Here is a 20,475-nt window from a genome sequence, read left to right on the forward strand (position 1 = left end):
TAAGTAATATTAGTGAGTTTCTCGTGTTCTACACCTATCGAATCTCAAAAGTTGAGGGTAAAACATTACATTCAGAATATATGATATTCTTACCATCGGAATCCATTTTTCCAAATCGACCTTCTGGTGTACCTGGATATCCATTAAGAACATGTTTTTCCGAATGGTTAATTTATTTTCTCAGGAAGATGTTTTATTTTTCTTCACTACGAAGCAGTTCATGCTGTATTTTTGTTAAACATTCGTAAGACTCATCTTTGTTCGGGAGATGTGCTGTCATTCGAGCATAAGTTGGCTTCTCTTCTTTAAAATATTTAACCATGATTGAATTATCAAGGACTGCCAACAACTGAGCTGGATCACTGCTCTTTTTTTGATAGATACCCGCTCTTATATAACTTCTAAACCGATCGCCGAGAAACGCCGTTTTTTCTGCTGTATTTATCAACTCCTGCAACGTTCCTTTGATGGCATGATTTTCATTAAGGCGTAGTGACCCAACGCGAATTAAGAGTCTCGCCCCGCTTGGTGTGAATTTATTATTTTTACATGTGCCCAGTTCTGTTTGCCAATAATACTCACCGATGTCCTCATTCTGATACCATCTCCACATGGCTTTATTATTTAAGACAGGAAACGCGGAAAAAATAGTACCCTTAGCGAAAATAGTAAAACAATCATGATCTTTAGCTTGTATTTCGCAATCAGCTATAACACCAAAACTAACAAATATCATCAGCAAAAAGAACAAAACTCTTTTCATTTTCTTATTCCTCTCGATGTTCTCTGTTTCATCTTAGCTAAAATTTCACCCAAATCATCTATCCCTGCTGTTGCTGGCCCATCGGGTTTATTAATGTCTGGGAATAAATAGGGTTCTGCACAAGTATATCCTGGTGGTAATTGAGTTGTTGGCCAATTTGTCTGTGGCAGGTAATCACTTGCTGTCTTTGTATCCATCCCTGGATACTGGGAATCATCCTGTGGCGTACAAGTCAGATTTGGTTTTACCCACTTCCTGCAATACAGTGTGTAGTCGTAAGGGCTTAATGCTCTGAAGAATGTTTTGAAAACATTAGGCGCACTACTGGCCTGGTCAATAGGATATGGCAGTCTTAATTGTTTCGCTATGTCCGGCAATTTACTTGGATCGGGCGTAGGCGGTTTGTTGGGTCTCGCTCCATATCCGCCATTATTTAAGTGTCCATATTTTGATGCCAGTCCCATTGAATCTATATACTGAACCGGATTCAGCGGATACTGATAAAAATTCCATCCCCCCTTCAGCCCAATCGGATCCTGAGTGATATACCTCCCCTGCAGCGGGTCATAATAGCGGTGGCGGTTGTAATACAGGCCGGACTCCTCATCATACTGCTGCCCCGGCAGGCGGATAAGCTGCTGCAGCTGATGCGGGTTCTCTTCATTCAGCAGGTTGCCCCATTCATCGTATTCTGCGCACCATTCTGTTGCCCCTTCCGTGCTGACAAGCGCCAGCGGCAGGCCGCGATGGTCGCAGTGGTACAGGTGGATTTTTCGCGCCGGCGTGTACACCGGGTCCATCTGGTTTTGCATCTGCTCCACGGTCAGGCCGCACGATGCCAGCCAGCGGCGGCTTTCCTCACTCACCCGGTCAGCCAGGATTTCACTTTCCAGCCGGTCGAGCATCTGCACCAGCACCGGCGGGAACACCACACTGCCACCGTCTTCGCCGCCGGACTGCTGAAGCGCATCCGCCAGGCTGCGGCGCTGCGTTCTGGCCAGTTCACCGGTGGCAGTTTCAACTCTGATGAGTGGTGTGAAGCTCCCCGGCTGATAAATCGTCTGGATGCGGCTCCTGTCGTTCTGTATCGTGGTCAGCCGGTCGCCGTCCCAGCCGTACCAGGTCACTTGCGGTTTCCGTGACAGCGACATCCAGCCCGTCAGGTCCCGTTCACGTCGCCATACCCGTTTTGCCACCCTGCGGCCCAGCGGGTCGTAAAGATAGCGGCTTTCGACCAGCGGCTCTGCATATTGTGTCCGCGTGTAGTGCACCAGCCGGTGCTGACTGTCGTAATGGTACCGGTGGGTGCGCTCATCATCCGTGCGGATAACCCCTTCCGGGATGAGGTCGGTTTTCTCCGTCAGCCTGCCGTGACGGTCATACCGGTAAAGATAGTGCGCGTCACGGGCGATACGGTTATCCGGCCACATGCTGAGGGTGCTGTCCGGGTGCAGCTCCGGGTCGGGCAGGCGGTTACCTGCCGGGTCTGTGGCATACGGGATATCAATGCCCAGGTTACATATAATAATAAGAGCAATTAACTTAATTTATTTGTTTATAATGCGCTTACTTAATACAAACCATTGAATATACCCTCCTGACAGAAAATAAAGCCATATTATTATCGCCATAATATACTTACTATCAATCCTTACGCCAATAATGTCTGATACAGTCCCTATAAATATTAGAGCAATAAAGAATACTATGCCTGTTGGAAAACATATTACCATCATTCCATAAGACATGAGACTAATTAACTCGCTCACATCACGAGTGGAGTCTAATAGTGAAAGTCTATGCATGGAAAAGAATAGTATTAAAAGCGATAAAGCCAGCCATATAGCTCTGAATAAAAAAATAATATATTTCATTACATCACTCCGGTGAATACAAATCTAATAAAACGTCCAATGTTATTTCCGGAGCACTTCATCTTACATGTTTCTAAAGAATCATTAGACCAGTCTTGGCAGTTTTTAAATAGCCCTAAATTTATAGGTGTGAATATATCAGGCAATACAGAATAACGCGGCCTTACCTCTTTAAACTTCCCTTTTAAACAGTTCTCCACACAACTATTATCGGTTTCAACGAGGTCACAACGGCCAGCAGCTTCTTTTGTATCATTACTTGCTTTACCTGGCCCCCATAGACCATCTCCTTTTGATTCTCCCCGTTGGTCTTGGCCACCACAAGTATAGTCCCCTTTACCATCTGGGACACAAAGATATTGATGATAGAACGGATTCCCCCATATATCTGGACCGCTTCTTTCACCAGTTCCGCCCATTGAATGCAGTGGCTTAATGCATTTTAGTGTTTCTAATCCTAATGGATCTATATTTGAGATCGGATTCAACGGATACTGATAAAAATTCCATCCCCCTTTCAGCCCAATCGGATCCTGAGTGATATACCGCCCCTGCAGCGGGTCATAATAGCGGTGGCGGTTGTAATACAGGCCGGACTCCTCATCATACTGCTGCCCCGGCAGGCGGATAAGCTGCTGCAGCTGATGCGGGTTCTCTTCATTCAGCAGGTTGCCCCACTCATCGTATTCTGCGCACCATTCTGTTGCCCCTTCCTTACTGATAAGGGCCAGCGGCAGGCCGCGATGGTCGCAGTGGTACAGGTGGATTTTTCGCGCCGGCGTGTACACCGGGTCCATCTGGTTTTGCATCTGCGCCACGGTCAGGCCGCACGATGCCAGCCAGCGGCGGCTTTCCTCACTCACCCGGTCAGCCAGGATTTCACTTTCCAGCCGGTCGAGCATCTGCACCAGCACCGGCGGGAACACCACACTGCCACCGTCTTCGCCGCCGGACTGCTGAAGGGCATCCGCCAGGCTGCGGCGCTGCGTTTTCGCCAGCTCACCGGTGGCAGTTTCGACCCTGATGAGTGGCGTGAAGCTCCCCGGCTGATAAATCGTCTGGATGCGGCTCCTGTCGTTCTGTATCGTGGTCAGCCGGTCGCCGTCCCAGCCGTACCAGGTCACTTGCGGTTTCCGTGACAGCGACATCCAGCCCGTCAGGTCCCGTTCACGCCGCCACACCCGTTTTGCCACCCTGCGGCCCAGCGGGTCGTAAAGATAGCGACTTTCGACCAGCGGCTCTTCATATTGTGTCCGCGTGTAGTGCACCAGCCGGTGCTGACTGTCGTAATGGTACCGGTGAGTCCGCTCATCATCCGTGCGGATAACCCCTTCCGGGATGAGGTCGGTTTTCTCTGTCAGCCTGCCGTGACGGTCATACCGGTAAAGATAGTGCGCGTCACGGGCGATACGGTTATCCGGCCACATGCTGAGGGTGCTGTCCGGGTGCAGCTCCGGGTCGGGCAGGCGGTTACCTGCCGGGTCTGTGGCATACGGGATGCGGATATCCAGATTCGCTGCGGTGGTGTGAACGCCGGTCAGCCTGCCGGTGGTGCTGTAGCTGTAACTCCGGGTCTGGCGCGGGCTGCTGATGCGGATGAGTTCGCCGTTGTCGTTCCAGGTGTAATCGCGGTCAGACAGCAGGCTGTTCAGGTGCTGGCTCTGTAACTGCCCGGCAGGGGTATAAGCGGTGGTGAGTTCATAACGGCCGAAGCTGCGCAGCGTTTCCCGGTGCAGGCGGTCGCGGGTGTACTCCACCAGCGGTGTGTCGCCGAGTTTCATGCCTGCCAGGTAACCGCTGCCGTAGGTCAGCCATTCCACGGCGGGCAGGCTGTCCGGTATACAGCGGTTCGCCAGCCCCTGCGCGTTGTACGCATGTCTGGTCTCATGCTGCCAGAGCAGTGCTTCCGTCTGCGGGTGATGCACCGTCTGACGCTCACCGGTCAGCCGGCCTTTCTCATCATACCTGTAATGCACCGCCACCCGGTGCCCTTCGCTGATATGGCTGATGTCTGTCAGCCAGCCACGTTCGTCATACTGCCACCGCTCTGCGGTTTCACCCTTCACGGTGCGGTGCGTGAGGCGGTCTGCTTCGTCATAGTGCCAGTGGGTGACCAGACCCTCATCCTCGCTGCGGATAAGTTTGCCGGTCAGGTCGTGGTGATAACGCTGTGTGCGGCCGTCAAAGCCGGTTTCCTGTATCAGCCGGTCAAGTACATCGTAACGGAAGGTGGTGTGGCTGCCGTTTTCACTGGTCAGGCGGATGACCCGTCCGGCAGCATCGTATTCCATACTGCGCGTCAGCCCGCCCTGCGTGGTACGGACGGCCTTTCCCCACGCATCGTACTGTGTCCCGTTTCTGCTGCCGTCCGGGGCAATGACGGCGGTCAGGTCACCGGCGATGTTGTATTCATACCGCGTTTCATGGCCCTGCGTGTCTTTCACGGCAATTAACTGTCCACGGCTGTCGTATGCGCGGTACTGACTCAGCCCTTCCTCGCGGTGCACCGCCGTCATCTGCCCGAAGCGGTCATGGTCATAACGGGTTACATAACCGGAACAGTCGGTGAAGCTCAGCAACTGACCGTAACGGCTCCACGTCATGGTTTTCCGGCTGCCGGTGGCATCTTCCGTTGCGCAGGGTAAGTCACTGTGTGGATTATCATAACGGTAGCGGGTGATATCGCCGTCAGGGGCAGTTTCCTGAATCAGACGGCCCAATTCATCATATTCCCGGCGCAATTCCAGCCCGTCAGGCCCGGTGGCTGACGTTAACTGGTTGTGGTGGTTATAGTAAAACGCCGATGCCCTGCCATCCGGCGTGGTTATGCGCGTGATGAGGCCCGTCACCACATCCGGGCTGTACTCTGTTGTCCTGCCTGCGGCATCCGTCTGTGCCCTGAGCCTGCCCACGGCGTCAAACTGACTCTGCGTGACGCTGCCGTCCGCGTGTTCCTTTTTCACCACCCGCTTCAGCCCGGCTTCGCCCTGCGTGTGCAGCACTTCACGGCGGTCCAGGCTGTCGGTGATGGTGATGCGGTCTTTCTCATACTGATACGTGTAGCTTAAGCCTGCCGGGTTTAGCTGTTCTGTCACCCGCCCGTCGCTGTCGTAACGGTAACGGATTTCCGGCCGGCCCGTGTGACGGTGCGCCACCATCCGGCCCCGGTATTTATCATCGTAAGTAAAGCTGCGCACCTGTTTGCCACTACGGTCATACACCACCGCCAGTTCGCCGCGTGGCGTCCAGCCATAGCGCACCAGCGGCGCGGCAGGTAAATTCTCCGGGTATTCCGGGTCGTGCGTCAGCCACACGGCAGACAGACGGATGCCGTTGTCCCGGCCATATTCGGTGTAACCCGGCAGGGTATCAGGAAAAGCGGACGGTTCCGTCCCGCCGGAAATGGCCTGCTGCCGGGCTTCTTCTGCCCGCTGCGCCTGCGTGGTCAGTACCAGCCGGAAGTGACGCCAGGCACCATCCGTCACGCCGGTGATTTCGCCGCTGAATTCACCGGCGGCTTCGCGGTGGAACGTCTGTGTGCGCCCGAAGCGGTCCACCAGCCCGGTCAGTACCCGGTACGGCGGCAGCGGCGCAGGCAGCACCTCATCCGCTTCCGGCACCCGCTCACACCAGCCGAGCAGCCACCACGGCCCCTGCGGACTGTTTGTCGCCAGATAACGATGCGGACTTAAGCGGAGTTCTTCCGGCAGCGCCTGCCAGAGTGCGGCCAGCCGGTGACCTTCATCCAGTCTCAGGACGCCGCCGCGCACCAGCCACAGTGACTCGCTGCGGCTGTAACCGTCCTCACCGGGAAACAGGTGCTCAAAATACAGGCTTCTGCCGCCGTTATCACTGAGTATCAGTGTGTTATCGCGCAGCTGTAAGCGGATATCCGCAGGCATTTTCCAGCCGGGGCCGAGGCTCCCCACCGGCGCGGGCGTTTTTGTCCGGTAACTGCTGTAGGTGCGGGAGAGAATGAACGGCAGCGGGCCGGGCAGGGCGATGTCGGTTTCACCGGGAAGGACCTTTGCACCGAGCAGCGGATTGACCGGATGGCCGGACGTCACCCCGCCGGGGCACACCGAACAGGCCACGCCGGTGGGGGCACCGATGCGTACCCCGGCTGAACCCTGGACAATGCTACCGCCATACTGCGTCATGTCGCCCTGACGCGCCGCCGGTTTTCCGCTCATCTGCTCATCCTTGTTTTATCGGGTTATTTGTCTGCTGACAGGCGAAACCCTACAGATTTATAAGAAAGCCTTAAGTGAGATATCTGTCAGATAAGAACAATTAGGAAAATATTTATATATATTTCATGAATATATGTTTCGATTGGTATAACGATGTCTAAATATTCCTCTGAACATCTTCCTGATACAAAAAACCGCCAGCGTTTCCGCTGGCGGTTTTCAATGTATTCAAAACTCAGCAATCAATAAAAATCACCAGTTGCCTTTTCGGCCTGATCCATCCACACCGGTTTATCGCTGGTTTTCGACCAGACGCGATGCAGGTAGCTGTAAAAGCGGGCGCGGTCTTTCCAGAAAAGCATGAAAGGCAGCGCCAGAACGCCCGCTGCAACCGCATAAGTACGGCGTAAAAAGATAAGCCATGCAGGATATTCTCTGTAGAGTTCCATACTTTTCTCCCCCTTTTGTATCTACCCGGTGAATGGCACCGGAAAAATGAATTTGTTTATCTGATGAAAATAGTACCGCCTTTTGTGTAATTTTACTACTCATCCGACCACTTATTTTTGCTTATTGATGGTTTATTTACATTCATCCTGTAATTAAGTTACACAAAAGTTAAATTAATACTAAACATTAGTTAAATCATGGCTTTTGCCATTTTTATACTTTTTTTACACCCCGCCCGCAGATTTTTGCGAAATCTTTGCAGCCAGAATTCTACCCTTCCGGTATCACTTTTAGGCCACTGGAGGTGCACTGTGAGTGCAGGCGTGATAACCGGCGTATTGCTGGTGTTTTTATTACTGGGTTATCTGGTTTATGCCCTGATCAATGCGGAGGCGTTCTGATGGCTGCGCAAGGGTTCTTACTGATCGCCACGTTTTTACTGGTGTTAATGGTGCTGGCGCGTCCTTTAGGCAGCGGGCTGGCGCGGCTGATTAATGACATTCCTCTTCCCGGTACAACGGGCGTTGAGCGCGTACTTTTTCGCGCACTTGGCGTCTCTGACCGTGAGATGAACTGGAAGCAATATCTTTGTGCCATTCTCGGCCTGAACATGCTGGGGCTGGCGGTGCTGTTTTTTATGTTGCTCGGTCAGCACTATCTGCCGCTTAATCCACAGCAGTTGCCAGGGCTGTCGTGGGATCTGGCGCTGAATACCGCCGTCAGCTTTGTCACCAATACCAACTGGCAATCTTATAGCGGTGAAACCACGTTGAGCTATTTCAGCCAGATGGCGGGCTTAACGGTGCAAAACTTTCTTTCTGCCGCCAGCGGGATTGCGGTGATTTTTGCCCTCATCCGTGCGTTTACCCGCCAGAGCATGAGCATGCTCGGGAATGCCTGGGTCGATCTGCTACGCATCACGTTATGGGTGCTAGTCCCTGTGGCGTTGTTGATTGCACTGTTTTTTATTCAACAAGGTGCGCTGCAAAACTTTCTGCCTTATCAGGCTGTGAATACCGTTGAAGGAGCGCAACAGCTGTTACCCATGGGGCCTGTAGCTTCTCAGGAAGCGATCAAGATGCTCGGTACTAACGGCGGTGGCTTCTTTAATGCCAACTCGTCGCATCCGTTTGAAAACCCAACCGCACTGACCAACTTCGTGCAGATGCTGGCGATCTTCTTGATCCCAACGGCGCTGTGCTTTGCCTTTGGTGAAGTGACGGGCGATCGCCGCCAGGGGCGCATGTTGCTGTGGGCGATGTCAGTGATTTTTGTCATCTGCGTAGGCGTGGTGATGTGGGCAGAAGTTCAGGGTAATCCTCATCTGCTGGCACTGGGCACGGACAGCAGCATCAATATGGAAGGTAAAGAGAGCCGTTTCGGCGTGCTGGTCAGTAGCCTGTTTGCGGTCGTGACGACGGCGGCTTCCTGTGGCGCGGTGATTGCGATGCATGATTCGTTTACCGCTCTCGGTGGCATGGTGCCGATGTGGCTGATGCAAATTGGTGAAGTGGTGTTCGGCGGTGTCGGTTCTGGTCTTTACGGCATGATGCTGTTTGTCCTGCTGGCGGTGTTTATTGCCGGGCTGATGATTGGTCGTACACCGGAATATCTGGGTAAAAAAATCGACGTACGCGAGATGAAACTGACTGCACTGGCAATTCTGGTTACCCCGACGCTGGTGCTGATGGGCGCGGCGTTGGCGATGATGACCGACGCCGGACGTAGCGCCATGCTCAACCCTGGCCCGCATGGTTTTAGCGAAGTGCTGTACGCCGTGTCATCCGCCGCTAACAACAACGGCAGCGCCTTTGCCGGATTAAGCGCCAACTCTCCGTTCTGGAACTGTTTACTGGCGTTCTGCATGTTTGTCGGTCGCTTCGGGGTGATTATCCCGGTGATGGCAATTGCCGGTTCGCTGGTGAGTAAAAAGAGCCAAGCCGCCAGCTCCGGCACGCTGCCAACGCACGGCCCGCTGTTTGTTGGCCTGTTAATCGGCACCGTGTTGCTGGTTGGCGCACTGACCTTTATCCCTGCCCTGGCGCTTGGTCCGGTGGCGGAATATCTCTCCTGATGATATTGAGTGAGCACTGAATATGAGTCGTAAACAACTGGCGCTATTCGAACCAACACTTGTCGTTCAGGCGCTGAAAGAAGCGGTGAAAAAATTAAACCCGCAGGCGCAATGGCGCAATCCGGTGATGTTTATCGTCTGGATCGGCAGTCTGCTGACCACCTGTATTAGCATCGCGATGGCAAGCGGTGCGATGCCCGGCAATGCGCTGTTTAGCGCGGCCATTAGCGGTTGGCTGTGGATCACCGTACTGTTCGCTAATTTCGCCGAGGCGCTGGCAGAAGGCCGCAGTAAAGCGCAGGCCAACAGTCTGAAAGGGGTGAAAAAAACTGCCTTTGCCCGCAAGCTGCGTGAGCCGAAATATGGCGCTGCGGCGGACAAAGTTCCTGCCGACCAACTTCGTAAAGGCGATATCGTACTGGTAGAAGCTGGCGATATTATCCCCTGCGATGGTGAAGTTATTGAAGGGGGTGCATCGGTCGATGAAAGCGCCATCACCGGGGAATCGGCACCGGTGATCCGTGAATCCGGCGGCGATTTTGCCTCCGTCACCGGCGGCACGCGTATTCTTTCTGACTGGCTGGTGATTGAGTGTAGCGTTAACCCCGGCGAGACATTTCTGGATCGGATGATCGCGATGGTGGAAGGCGCACAGCGACGCAAAACGCCGAACGAAATTGCCCTGACCATTCTGCTGATTGCCCTGACTATCGTCTTTTTACTGGCAACCGCCACGCTGTGGCCGTTTTCCGCGTGGGGCGGTAATGCAGTCAGCGTAACGGTACTGGTGGCGCTGCTGGTCTGTCTGATCCCAACCACTATTGGCGGCCTGTTGTCAGCGATCGGCGTCGCCGGGATGAGCCGGATGCTAGGCGCGAATGTGATTGCCACCAGCGGACGTGCAGTTGAAGCGGCAGGTGACGTTGACGTTCTGCTACTGGATAAAACCGGCACCATCACACTCGGTAACCGTCAGGCGTCGGAGTTTATCCCCGCGCAGGGCGTGGATGAAAAAACGCTGGCTGACGCCGCACAACTGGCTTCGCTGGCTGATGAAACGCCGGAAGGCCGCAGTATTGTGATCCTCGCCAAGCAGCGTTTTAACCTGCGCGAGCGCGATGTGCAGTCGCTCCATGCCACCTTTGTACCGTTTACTGCGCAAAGCCGGATGAGCGGGATCAACATCGACAACCGCATGATCCGTAAAGGTTCTGTCGATGCCATTCGTCGCCATGTTGAGGCTAACGGTGGTCACTTCCCTACCGATGTTGATCAAAAAGTCGATCAGGTTGCGCGTCAGGGAGCCACGCCGCTGGTGGTGGTGGAAGGTTCTCGTGTGCTGGGCGTTATTGCGCTGAAAGATATCGTCAAAGGCGGTATTAAAGAGCGCTTCGCCCAGCTGCGCAAAATGGGCATTAAAACGGTGATGATTACCGGCGATAACCGTCTGACTGCCGCCGCGATTGCTGCGGAAGCGGGTGTCGATGATTTTCTCGCCGAAGCGACACCGGAGGCCAAGCTGGCATTGATCCGTCAGTATCAGGCGGAAGGTCGTTTGGTAGCGATGACCGGCGACGGCACCAACGATGCTCCGGCGCTGGCGCAGGCAGATGTCGCGGTGGCGATGAACTCCGGCACCCAGGCGGCGAAAGAGGCGGGCAATATGGTCGATCTCGACTCTAACCCGACCAAGTTGATCGAGGTGGTGCACATTGGCAAACAGATGCTGATGACCCGTGGCTCGCTGACCACCTTCAGCATTGCCAACGATGTGGCGAAATACTTCGCCATTATTCCGGCGGCATTCGCGGCAACGTATCCGCAGTTAAATGCGCTGAACATCATGTGCCTGCATTCGCCCGACTCCGCAATCCTCAGTGCGGTGATTTTCAACGCCTTGATTATCGTCTTTTTGATTCCCCTGGCGTTAAAAGGCGTGAGTTATAAACCGCTTACCGCTTCTGCCATGTTGCGCCGTAACTTATGGATTTACGGTCTGGGTGGGCTGCTGGTGCCGTTTATCGGTATCAAAGTCATTGATTTACTGCTGACCGTTTGCGGTCTGGTGTGAGGTTTACCATGAGTGGATTACGTCCGGCATTATCAACATTTATCTTTCTGTTATTGATTACTGGCGGCGTTTACCCGCTGCTGACCACCGTACTGGGGCAATGGTGGTTTCCCTGGCAGGCCAATGGTTCGTTGATTCGTGAAGGTGATACGGTGCGCGGTTCGGCATTAATCGGGCAGAATTTTACCGGCAACGGCTATTTTCATGGTCGCCCGTCGGCAACGGCAGAAATGCCCTATAATCCACAGGCTTCTGGCGGGAGCAATCTGGCGGTCAGTAACCCTGAGCTGGATAAACTAATAGCCGCACGCGTTGCTGCATTACGGGCCGCTAACCCGGATGCCAGCGCGAGCGTTCCGGTTGAACTGGTGACGGCATCGGCAAGCGGGCTGGACAATAATATCACCCCGCAAGCGGCGGCCTGGCAAATCCCACGCGTGGCGAAAGCGCGTAATCTCAGCGTTGAACAGCTCACGCAACTGATCGCAAAATACAGCCAACAACCGCTGGTGAAATATATCGGCCAGCCGGTTGTCAACATTGTTGAACTCAATCTGGCGCTGGATAAACTTGATGAATAACGAACCCTTACGTCCCGACCCCGATCGTCTGCTGGAACAAACTGCCGCGCCGCATCGGGGGAAGCTGAAAGTTTTCTTCGGTGCCTGTGCAGGCGTCGGGAAGACCTGGGCGATGCTGGCAGAAGCCCAGCGACTGCGGGCGCAAGGGCTGGATATTGTGGTTGGCGTGGTAGAAACCCACGGGCGAAAAGATACCGCCGCCATGCTGGAAGGGCTGGCTGTTCTGCCGTTAAAACGCCAGGCGTACCGTGGGCGGCATATCAGCGAGTTTGATCTCGATGCCGCCCTCGCCCGCCGCCCGGCGCTGATCTTAATGGACGAACTGGCGCACAGTAATGCGCCAGGTTCCCGTCATCCCAAACGCTGGCAGGATATCGAAGAACTGCTGGAAGCTGGCATTGATGTTTTCACTACCGTCAACGTTCAGCATCTGGAAAGTCTGAATGATGTGGTCAGCGGCGTCACCGGAATTCAGGTACGGGAAACTGTGCCCGATCCTTTTTTCGATGCCGCCGACGACGTGGTGCTGGTGGACTTGCCCCCGGACGATCTGCGCCAGCGGCTGAAAGAAGGCAAAGTCTATATTGCCGGGCAGGCGGAGCGCGCCATTGAACATTTTTTCCGCAAAGGTAATCTGATCGCCCTGCGCGAACTGGCACTGCGCCGTACTGCCGATCGCGTTGATGAGCAAATGCGCGCCTGGCGGGGGCATCCTGGCGAAGAGAAAGTGTGGCACACGCGCGACGCGATCCTTTTATGCATCGGCCATAACACCGGCAGCGAAAAACTGGTCCGCGCAGCGGCGCGGCTGGCGTCACGGCTGGGTAGCGTCTGGCACGCGGTGTATGTTGAAACCCCTGCCCTGCACCGCTTACCGGAAAAAAAACGTCGGGCAATTCTCAGCGCCTTACGTCTGGCGCAGGAACTGGGCGCGGAGACGGCAACACTTTCTGATCCAGCAGAAGAGAAAGCGGTAGTGCGTTATGCCCGTGAACATAATCTCGGCAAGATTATTCTCGGTCGCCCGGCCTCGCGCCGCTGGTGGCGTCGGGAAACGTTTGCTGACCGACTGGCGCGCATCGCCCCCGATCTCGATCAGGTGCTGGTCGCGCTTGATGAACCACCCGCCCGCACGATTAACAACGCGCCGGATAACCGCTCTTTTAAAGACAAGTGGCGTGTACAAATTCAGGGATGCGTGGTTGCCGCCGCGTTATGCGCCGTTATCACCTTAATTGCCATGCAGTGGCTGATGGCGTTTGATGCCGCCAACCTGGTGATGCTGTATCTGCTTGGCGTGGTGGTGGTGGCGCTATTTTATGGACGCTGGCCTTCAGTGGTTGCCACCGTCATTAATGTAGTGAGTTTCGATCTCTTTTTTATCGCCCCACGCGGCACGCTCGCCGTCTCTGATGTGCAATATCTGCTGACCTTCGCGGTGATGTTAACCGTCGGGCTGGTGATCGGGAACCTTACTGCTGGCGTGCGTTATCAGGCGCGGGTAGCCCGTTACCGCGAGCAACGCACACGGCACTTATATGAAATGTCGAAAGCTCTGGCGGTGGGCCGCAGTCCGCAGGATATCGCTGCCACCAGCGAACAATTTATTGCCTCCACGTTTCATGCCCGCAGTCAGGTGTTGTTGCCCGATGACAACGGTAAATTGCAGCCGTTAACACATCCGCAAGGAATGACGCCGTGGGACGATGCCATCGCGCAGTGGAGTTTTGATAAAGGCCTGCCTGCGGGCGCGGGCACCGACACGTTACCCGGTGTACCGTACCAGATTTTGCCGCTAAAAAGCGGCGAGAAAACCTACGGGCTGGTGGTGGTGGAGCCGGGGAATCTGCGCCAGTTGATGATCCCGGAACAGCAGCGCCTGCTGGAGACGTTTACGCTGTTAGTCGCCAATGCCCTTGAGCGGCTGACGCTAACCGCCAGCGAAGAACAGGCGCGGATGGCAAGCGAACGTGAACAGATCCGCAACGCCCTGCTGGCGGCGCTTTCGCATGATTTACGCACGCCGCTTACGGTGCTGTTTGGTCAGGCAGAAATCTTAACGCTCGATCTGGCAAGCGAAGGATCACCCCACGCCCGCCAGGCCAGCGAGATCCGTCAGCACGTGCTGAACACTACCCGACTGGTGAATAATCTACTGGATATGGCGCGAATTCAGTCCGGCGGCTTTAATTTGAAGAAAGAGTGGTTAACGCTGGAAGAAGTAGTCGGCAGCGCGCTGCAAATGCTGGAACCGGGTTTATCGTCGCCCATCAATCTTTCTCTGCCAGAACCGCTGACCTTAATCCACGTTGACGGGCCACTCTTTGAACGGGTGCTGATTAATCTGCTGGAGAACGCGGTGAAATATGCGGGTGCGCAGGCCGAAATTGGTATCGATGCCCACGTTGAGGGCGAAAATCTACAACTGGATGTCTGGGATAACGGCCCCGGTCTTCCGCCAGGCCAGGAGCAGACGATATTTGATAAGTTTGCTCGCGGGAATAAAGAGTCGGCAGTACCGGGGGTAGGGCTTGGACTGGCAATTTGTCGGGCGATAGTGGATGTACACGGGGGCACTATTACCGCGTTCAACCGACCGGAAGGTGGTGCCTGTTTTCGTGTTACACTTCCCCAGCAAACTGCCCCTGAACTTGAATAATTTCATGAGGATATGTGACAAACGTTCTGATTGTTGAAGATGAACAGGCTATTCGTCGCTTTCTGCGCACGGCGCTGGAGGGCGACGGGATGCGCGTCTTTGAGGCCGAAACGCTGCAACGCGGCTTGCTGGAAGCGGCAACCCGTAAGCCAGATTTGATTATTCTCGATCTCGGCCTGCCCGATGGTGATGGGATTGAGTTTATCCGCGACCTGCGCCAGTGGAGCGCGGTGCCGGTGATTGTGCTTTCCGCACGCAGCGAAGAGAGCGACAAAATCGCCGCGCTGGATGCCGGAGCGGATGATTATCTGAGTAAGCCGTTTGGCATTGGCGAATTGCAGGCCCGTCTGCGCGTCGCATTACGCCGCCACTCTGCCACCACCGCGCCCGATCCGCTGGTAAAATTTTCCGATGTTACCGTCGATTTAGCCGCCCGCGTGATTCACCGGGGTGAGGAAGAGGTGCATCTCACACCAATTGAGTTCCGCCTGCTGGCGGTGCTGCTCAACAATGCCGGAAAAGTACTCACCCAGCGCCAGCTCCTTAACCAGGTGTGAGGGCCAAACGCGGTCGAACACAGTCACTATTTGCGTATTTATATGGGACATCTGCGACAAAAACTGGAACAGGATCCCGCCCGCCCACGCCATTTCATTACTGAAACCGGTATTGGCTATCGGTTTATGCTTTGAATATTAATTTTAATACAGCCTGCCTTTTATTAATTAAAGCCGTAATAATAAATACGGCTTTTTATCTTAAACAACACACAAAAATAACAATTCAATATTTTATATTACTGAGTAAAAAGCTCATCATTAAATAAATTAAGATTGATCATTTTTTATTGATCACCTTCACAGTTCAACCGTATTTCCTGGATAGAATATCTTCACCTTCATTCACATCAGGAAAGGTAAATTAAATGGAAAATAACAGCCGCACTATGCCCCATATAAGGCGGACAACTCATATTATGAAGTTTGCTCATCGCAATAGCTTCGACTTTCACTTCTTCAATGCCCGTTAGTCTACCGACTAAGGGCACTTCAGCGTACAGGTCTTCCTGACTCTCTGTATTACAGGCATATGCCTGTATTCCGCAGTGCTCATTCTCTGTTAACCCTTGTATTATCAGCCACCTGACTGGTAAGGGTTTCTGCATTCTGAAAAAAGCAATCTACCTGATTTATTTATCAGCGGGGTAACTTTGCTTTTTTCCGGCACGATCGATTTCTCATTCGAGAAATTGAGGACCTGCTATTACCTAAAATAAAGAGATGAAAAATGTCAAAATTAAAAATTGCGGTTAGTGATTCTTGCCCGGACTGTTTTACCACGCAGCGAGAATGTATCTACATTAATGAAAGTCGTAATATCGATGTGGCGGCAATAGTTTTATCGCTCAACGATGTTACATGCGGAAAACTCGATGAAATCGATGCCACGGGTTATGGCATCCCGGTATTTATTGCTACTGAAAATCAAGAACGTGTACCCGCAGAGTATTTGCCCCGTATTTCGGGTGTCTTTGAGAATTGCGAATCGCGACGAGAATTTTATGGTCGCCAGTTAGAAACCGCTGCCAGCCATTATGAAACTCAACTGCGCCCACCTTTCTTCCGCGCACTGGTCGATTATGTCAATCAAGGTAACAGCGCGTTTGATTGCCCTGGTCATCAGGGCGGCGAATTTTTCCGTCGCCATCCGGCGGGGAATCAGTTTGTGGAATACTTTGGTGAGGCGCTGTTCCGTGCCGACTTGTGCAACGCCGACGTAGCGATGGGCGATCTGCTGATTCACGAAGGCGCGCCATGCATTGCACAGCAACATGCGGCAAAAGTGTTTAATGCCGATAAAACCTACTTCGTTTTAAATGGCACTTCATCTTCTAACAAAGTGGTTTTAAACGCCCTGCTAACACCGGGTGATCTGGTGCTGTTTGATCGCAATAACCACAAATCTAACCACCACGGAGCGTTGCTACAGGCTGGTGCAACACCGGTTTATCTGGAAACGGCACGTAACCCGTATGGCTTTATCGGTGGCATTGATGCGCACTGTTTTGAAGAAAGTTACCTGCGTGAGCTGATCGCGGAAGTCGCACCGCAGCGGGCAAAAGAGGCTCGTCCTTTCCGCCTCGCTGTGATTCAGTTAGGCACCTACGACGGTACGATTTATAACGCCCGCCAAGTGGTGGATAAAATTGGTCATCTGTGTGACTACATCCTGTTTGACTCAGCATGGGTCGGCTATGAACAGTTTATTCCGATGATGGCGGACTGTTCGCCGCTGTTGCTGGATCTTAATGAGAACGATCCGGGTATTCTGGTTACGCAATCTGTGCATAAACAACAGGCTGGTTTTTCTCAGACTTCACAAATTCATAAAAAAGACAGCCACATCAAAGGGCAACAGCGTTATGTACCGCACAAACGCATGAACAACGCCTTTATGATGCACGCCTCCACCAGCCCGTTCTATCCGCTGTTTGCCGCACTGGATATCAACGCCAAAATGCATGAAGGTGTCAGCGGTCGTAATATGTGGATGGATTGTGTGGTAAATGGCATTAATGCCCGCAAACTGATCCTCGATAACTGTCAGCATATTCGTCCGTTCGTACCTGAACTGGTGGATGGTAAACCCTGGCAGTCGTATGAAACAGCGCAAATTGCGGTTGATCTGCGCTTCTTCCAGTTTGTACCAGGGGAACACTGGCATTCTTTTGAAGGCTATGCAGAGAATCAATACTTTGTCGATCCATGCAAACTGTTGCTGACAACCCAAGGTATTGATGCACGTAACGGCGAATATGAAGCGTTCGGTGTACCCGCGACGATTCTTGCTAACTTCCTGCGCGAAAATGGCGTAGTGCCGGAAAAATGCGATCTTAACTCCATCCTCTTCCTGCTGACTCCGGCAGAAGATATGGCCAAACTTCAGCAACTTGTTGCCCTGCTGGTACGCTTCGAAAAACTGCTTGAGTCCGACGCGCCATTAGCAGAAGTGCTACCTTCCATCTACAAACAGCATGAAGAGCGCTACGCCGGTTATACCCTGCGTCAGTTGTGTCAGGAAATGCATGATTTGTATGCCCGCCACAACGTGAAACAACTGCAAAAAGAGATGTTCCGTAAGGAGCACTTCCCACGCGTCAGCATGAATCCGCAAGAAGCCAACTACGCCTATTTACGCGGTGAAGTGGAACTGGTTCGTCTGCCGGATGCAGAAGGCCGTATCGCTGCCGAAGGTGCGCTTCCTTATCCTCCGGGTGTGCTGTGTGTTGTTCCGGGTGAAATCTGGGGTGGTGCTGTTCTGCGTTACTTCAGCGCTCTGGAAGAAGGGATCAACCTGCTGCCAGGTTTTGCACCGGAGCTGCAGGGTGTCTATATCGAAGAACATGATGGTCGTAAGCAAGTTTGGTGCTATGTCATCAAGCCTCGTGATGCGCAAAGCACCCTGTTGAAAGGGGAAAAATTATGAGTCAGGCTAAATCGAACAAAATGGGCGTCGTTCAGTTAACCATACTGACGATGGTCAACATGATGGGCTCCGGTATCATCATGCTGCCGACAAAGCTTGCCGAAGTCGGGACAATCTCAATTATCTCCTGGCTGGTGACAGCCGTAGGCTCAATGGCACTGGCATGGGCATTCGCAAAATGCGGTATGTTCAGCCGTAAATCAGGCGGTATGGGCGGTTATGCCGAGTATGCTTTCGGTAAATCCGGTAACTTTATGGCGAACTATACCTACGGCGTCTCACTGCTGATTGCTAACGTCGCGATTGCTATTTCGGCGGTTGGTTACGGCACCGAACTGCTCGGCGCGAGTTTGTCGCCAGTGCAGATTGGTCTTGCGACCATCGGGGTGCTGTGGATTTGTACCGTGGCTAACTTTGGTGGTGCGCGCATTACCGGGCAAATCAGTAGCATTACCGTGTGGGGGGTCATTATTCCGGTCGTCGGTCTGTGCATTATTGGCTGGTTCTGGTTTAGCCCGACGCTGTACGTTGATTCCTGGAATCCGCATCATGCACCGTTCTTCAGTGCGGTAGGTTCTTCCATCGCTATGACGCTGTGGGCTTTTCTTGGTCTGGAGTCTGCGTGTGCGAATACTGATGTAGTGGAAAACCCGGAACGTAATGTGCCAATCGCGGTACTCGGCGGTACGTTAGGTGCGGCGGTGATTTATATCGTCTCCACCAACGTGATTGCCGGGATTGTGCCAAATATGGAGCTGGCAAATTCAACGGCACCATTTGGTCTGGCCTTCGCGCAGATGTTCACGCCGGAAGTGGGTAAAGTCATTATGGCGCTGATGGTGATGTCCTGCTGCGGTTCGCTACTTGGCTGGCAGTTCACCATTGCCCAGGTGTTTAAATCTTCATCTGATGAAGGCTACTTCCCTAAAATTTTCTCCCGTGTAACCAAAGTGGATGCACCGGTGCAGGGAATGTTGACCATTGTGATTATTCAGAGTGGATTGGCACTGATGACCATTAGCCCGTCGCTAAACAGTCAGTTCAACGTGCTGGTTAACCTGGCCGTGGTGACCAATATCATTCCGTATATTCTGTCAATGGCGGCATTAGTCATTATTCAGAAGGTCGCTAATGTGCCCCCCTCAAAAGCGAAAGTTGCAAACTTTGTTGCTTTTGTTGGCGCGATGTATAGCTTTTATGCGCTGTACTCATCCGGGGAAGAAGCCATGCTGTACGGTTCCATCGTGACCTTCCTTGGTTGGACACTGTATGGTCTGGTATCACCACACTTTGAACTGAAAAATAAACACGGTTAATAAAACAAAGTAAAAAAGGGCGATTGAATGATCGCCCTTTCTGTTTGTTGGCAAATAGTTCGTTATTTATGCCGCATCCGGCAGATGTAGGGTCTAAACGCGATCGAACACAGCAACTATTTGCGTAATTATATGGGGCATCTGCGACAAAAACTGGAACAGGATCCGGCCCGGCCTCGCCATTTTATTACTGAAACCGGTATTGGGTATCGGTTTATGCTTTGAAAAAAGTGGCAATGTATGGATAAAGTCATTTTTTATTCAAATATAAGGAACTTAATATTTAAAAAATGTTCCATACAATTCCTCATCATAAATGACACCGTAGCACACAAGGAGCAAGTAGCGATGCGTGAAATGAATCAGTTAGTAAATACTGAAGATTCAGCCTGGCCAATAATCCAGAACTGGTTAAAAGACGCCACAAACCATACCGAACTCTTACCGGTTAATAAAGATTTAGCCGAAACCGCACTTTATCAATTACAGGTGACAACAAAATCACCGATGGGTGCGCTTGTCTATGGCTCCGGAGGTCTGCTGATTGATAATGGTTGGTTACGCATAGCAGGATCTGGTCACCCCCGGTTGCCACGAGATCCAGTAAGTTGGACACAACGCCCTGAATTCGCAGGCGTGCGGGCTTTACCCATCGCTGACGATGTCGCAGGGGGAATTTTTGCTCTTAATGGTGGCGATCTTGGGGAAGATACTGGCTGCGTTTATTATTTTGCGCCAGATACGCTGAATTGGGAAAGTCTGGAAGTTGGATATTCTGAGTTTCTTCAGTGGGCATTATCCGGTGATTTAGATACCTTCTATGAAAATGTACGATGGCAGCAATGGCGAGAAGACGTAATAAAATTATCGGCAACGGAAGCCTTCACGTTCTACCCTTTCTTATGGGTACAAAGTGAAGAAGCAAGAACAAGAAAAGTTATTTCGCTTACTGAACTCTGGGAAATGCAGTATCAAATGAAAGAAACATTCACGCAATAAGACATGTTC

At 52.6% G+C, this 20,475-nt stretch carries 13 protein-coding genes and 3 pseudogenes; 11 read left to right on the forward strand and 5 right to left on the reverse strand.

Features of this window, described 5'->3' with window-relative positions; genetic code table 11:
• Positions 1-193: 193 nt before the first annotated feature.
• The 5 genes and pseudogenes from ybfC to ACU8XX_RS17085 all read right to left on the reverse strand — a co-directional run bounded on the left by ybfC (position 194) and on the right by ACU8XX_RS17085 (position 7,279).
• Positions 194-763, reverse strand: a complete 570-nt coding sequence (ybfC, locus tag ACU8XX_RS17065; protein ID WP_000832333.1) for a protein YbfC — start codon at positions 761-763, stop codon at positions 194-196.
• Positions 760-2,280: pseudogene (locus tag ACU8XX_RS17070) on the reverse strand (RHS repeat-associated core domain-containing protein); the annotation flags it as partial. The pseudogene ACU8XX_RS17070 and the gene ybfC, both read right to left, overlap by 4 nt.
• Before the next feature lie 30 nt (positions 2,281-2,310).
• Positions 2,311-2,637: a protein YbfB gene (gene ybfB / locus ACU8XX_RS17075; RefSeq protein ID WP_000873944.1), complete on the reverse strand. Its 327-nt coding sequence runs from the start codon at positions 2,635-2,637 to the stop codon at positions 2,311-2,313.
• The gene (gene rhsC, locus ACU8XX_RS17080; RefSeq protein ID WP_240765221.1) at positions 2,637-6,830 is read right to left on the reverse strand and encodes a rhs element protein RhsC; all 4,194 of its coding nucleotides are present in this window, start codon (positions 6,828-6,830) and stop codon (positions 2,637-2,639) included. The genes ybfB and rhsC overlap by 1 nt, the downstream gene beginning before the upstream one ends.
• 242 nt (positions 6,831-7,072) lie before the next feature.
• Complete coding sequence (locus ACU8XX_RS17085; RefSeq protein WP_000424924.1) at positions 7,073-7,279, reverse strand: YbfA family protein; 207 nt, start codon at positions 7,277-7,279, stop codon at positions 7,073-7,075.
• 312 nt (positions 7,280-7,591) lie between these two features.
• Between ACU8XX_RS17085 and kdpF the strand changes: the two genes are divergently transcribed.
• The 11 genes and pseudogenes from kdpF (at position 7,592) to ACU8XX_RS17140 (ending at position 20,466) form a co-directional block, all read left to right on the forward strand.
• Complete coding sequence (gene kdpF / locus ACU8XX_RS17090; RefSeq protein ID WP_001272653.1) at positions 7,592-7,681, forward strand: K(+)-transporting ATPase subunit F; 90 nt, start codon at positions 7,592-7,594, stop codon at positions 7,679-7,681.
• The gene (kdpA, locus tag ACU8XX_RS17095; protein WP_016241977.1) at positions 7,681-9,354 is read left to right on the forward strand and encodes a potassium-transporting ATPase subunit KdpA; all 1,674 of its coding nucleotides are present in this window, start codon (positions 7,681-7,683) and stop codon (positions 9,352-9,354) included. Before kdpF ends, kdpA begins: the two co-directional genes overlap by 1 nt.
• A gap of 22 nt (positions 9,355-9,376) precedes the next feature.
• Positions 9,377-11,425, forward strand: a complete 2,049-nt coding sequence (gene kdpB, locus ACU8XX_RS17100; protein ID WP_000087939.1) for a potassium-transporting ATPase subunit KdpB — start codon at positions 9,377-9,379, stop codon at positions 11,423-11,425.
• Between the two features lie 8 nt (positions 11,426-11,433).
• Positions 11,434-12,006 (forward strand): K(+)-transporting ATPase subunit C, encoded by a 573-nt coding sequence (gene kdpC / locus ACU8XX_RS17105; RefSeq protein WP_001300431.1) that lies wholly within the window; start codon positions 11,434-11,436, stop codon positions 12,004-12,006.
• Positions 11,999-14,665 carry a two-component system sensor histidine kinase KdpD gene (gene kdpD / locus ACU8XX_RS17110; RefSeq protein ID WP_446908307.1) on the forward strand — a complete coding sequence of 889 codons (2,667 nt, stop codon included), beginning with the start codon at positions 11,999-12,001 and terminating at the stop codon, positions 14,663-14,665. The genes kdpC and kdpD overlap by 8 nt, the downstream gene beginning before the upstream one ends.
• A 14-nt stretch (positions 14,666-14,679) precedes the next feature.
• Positions 14,680-15,357 (forward strand): annotated as a pseudogene (kdpE, locus tag ACU8XX_RS17115) (two-component system response regulator KdpE).
• A 233-nt stretch (positions 15,358-15,590) separates the two neighbouring features.
• Positions 15,591-15,695 (forward strand): leader peptide SpeFL, encoded by a 105-nt coding sequence (locus ACU8XX_RS17120; RefSeq protein WP_211180488.1) that lies wholly within the window; start codon positions 15,591-15,593, stop codon positions 15,693-15,695.
• A gap of 257 nt (positions 15,696-15,952) precedes the next feature.
• A complete protein-coding gene (gene speF / locus ACU8XX_RS17125) occupies positions 15,953-18,151 on the forward strand; it encodes an ornithine decarboxylase SpeF (protein ID WP_240765223.1) in 2,199 nt (732 codons plus the stop codon).
• Complete coding sequence (gene potE, locus ACU8XX_RS17130) at positions 18,148-19,467, forward strand: putrescine-ornithine antiporter (RefSeq protein ID WP_032173885.1); 1,320 nt, start codon at positions 18,148-18,150, stop codon at positions 19,465-19,467. The genes speF and potE overlap by 4 nt, the downstream gene beginning before the upstream one ends.
• Positions 19,468-19,557: 90 nt before the next feature.
• Positions 19,558-19,692: pseudogene (locus ACU8XX_RS17135) on the forward strand (winged helix-turn-helix domain-containing protein); the annotation flags it as partial.
• A 123-nt stretch (positions 19,693-19,815) separates the two neighbouring features.
• Positions 19,816-20,466 carry a DUF2625 domain-containing protein gene (locus ACU8XX_RS17140; RefSeq protein ID WP_001208814.1) on the forward strand — a complete coding sequence of 217 codons (651 nt, stop codon included), beginning with the start codon at positions 19,816-19,818 and terminating at the stop codon, positions 20,464-20,466.
• Positions 20,467-20,475 lie beyond the last annotated feature (9 nt).

The organism is Escherichia sp. MAL-1 (assembly GCF_052948035.1).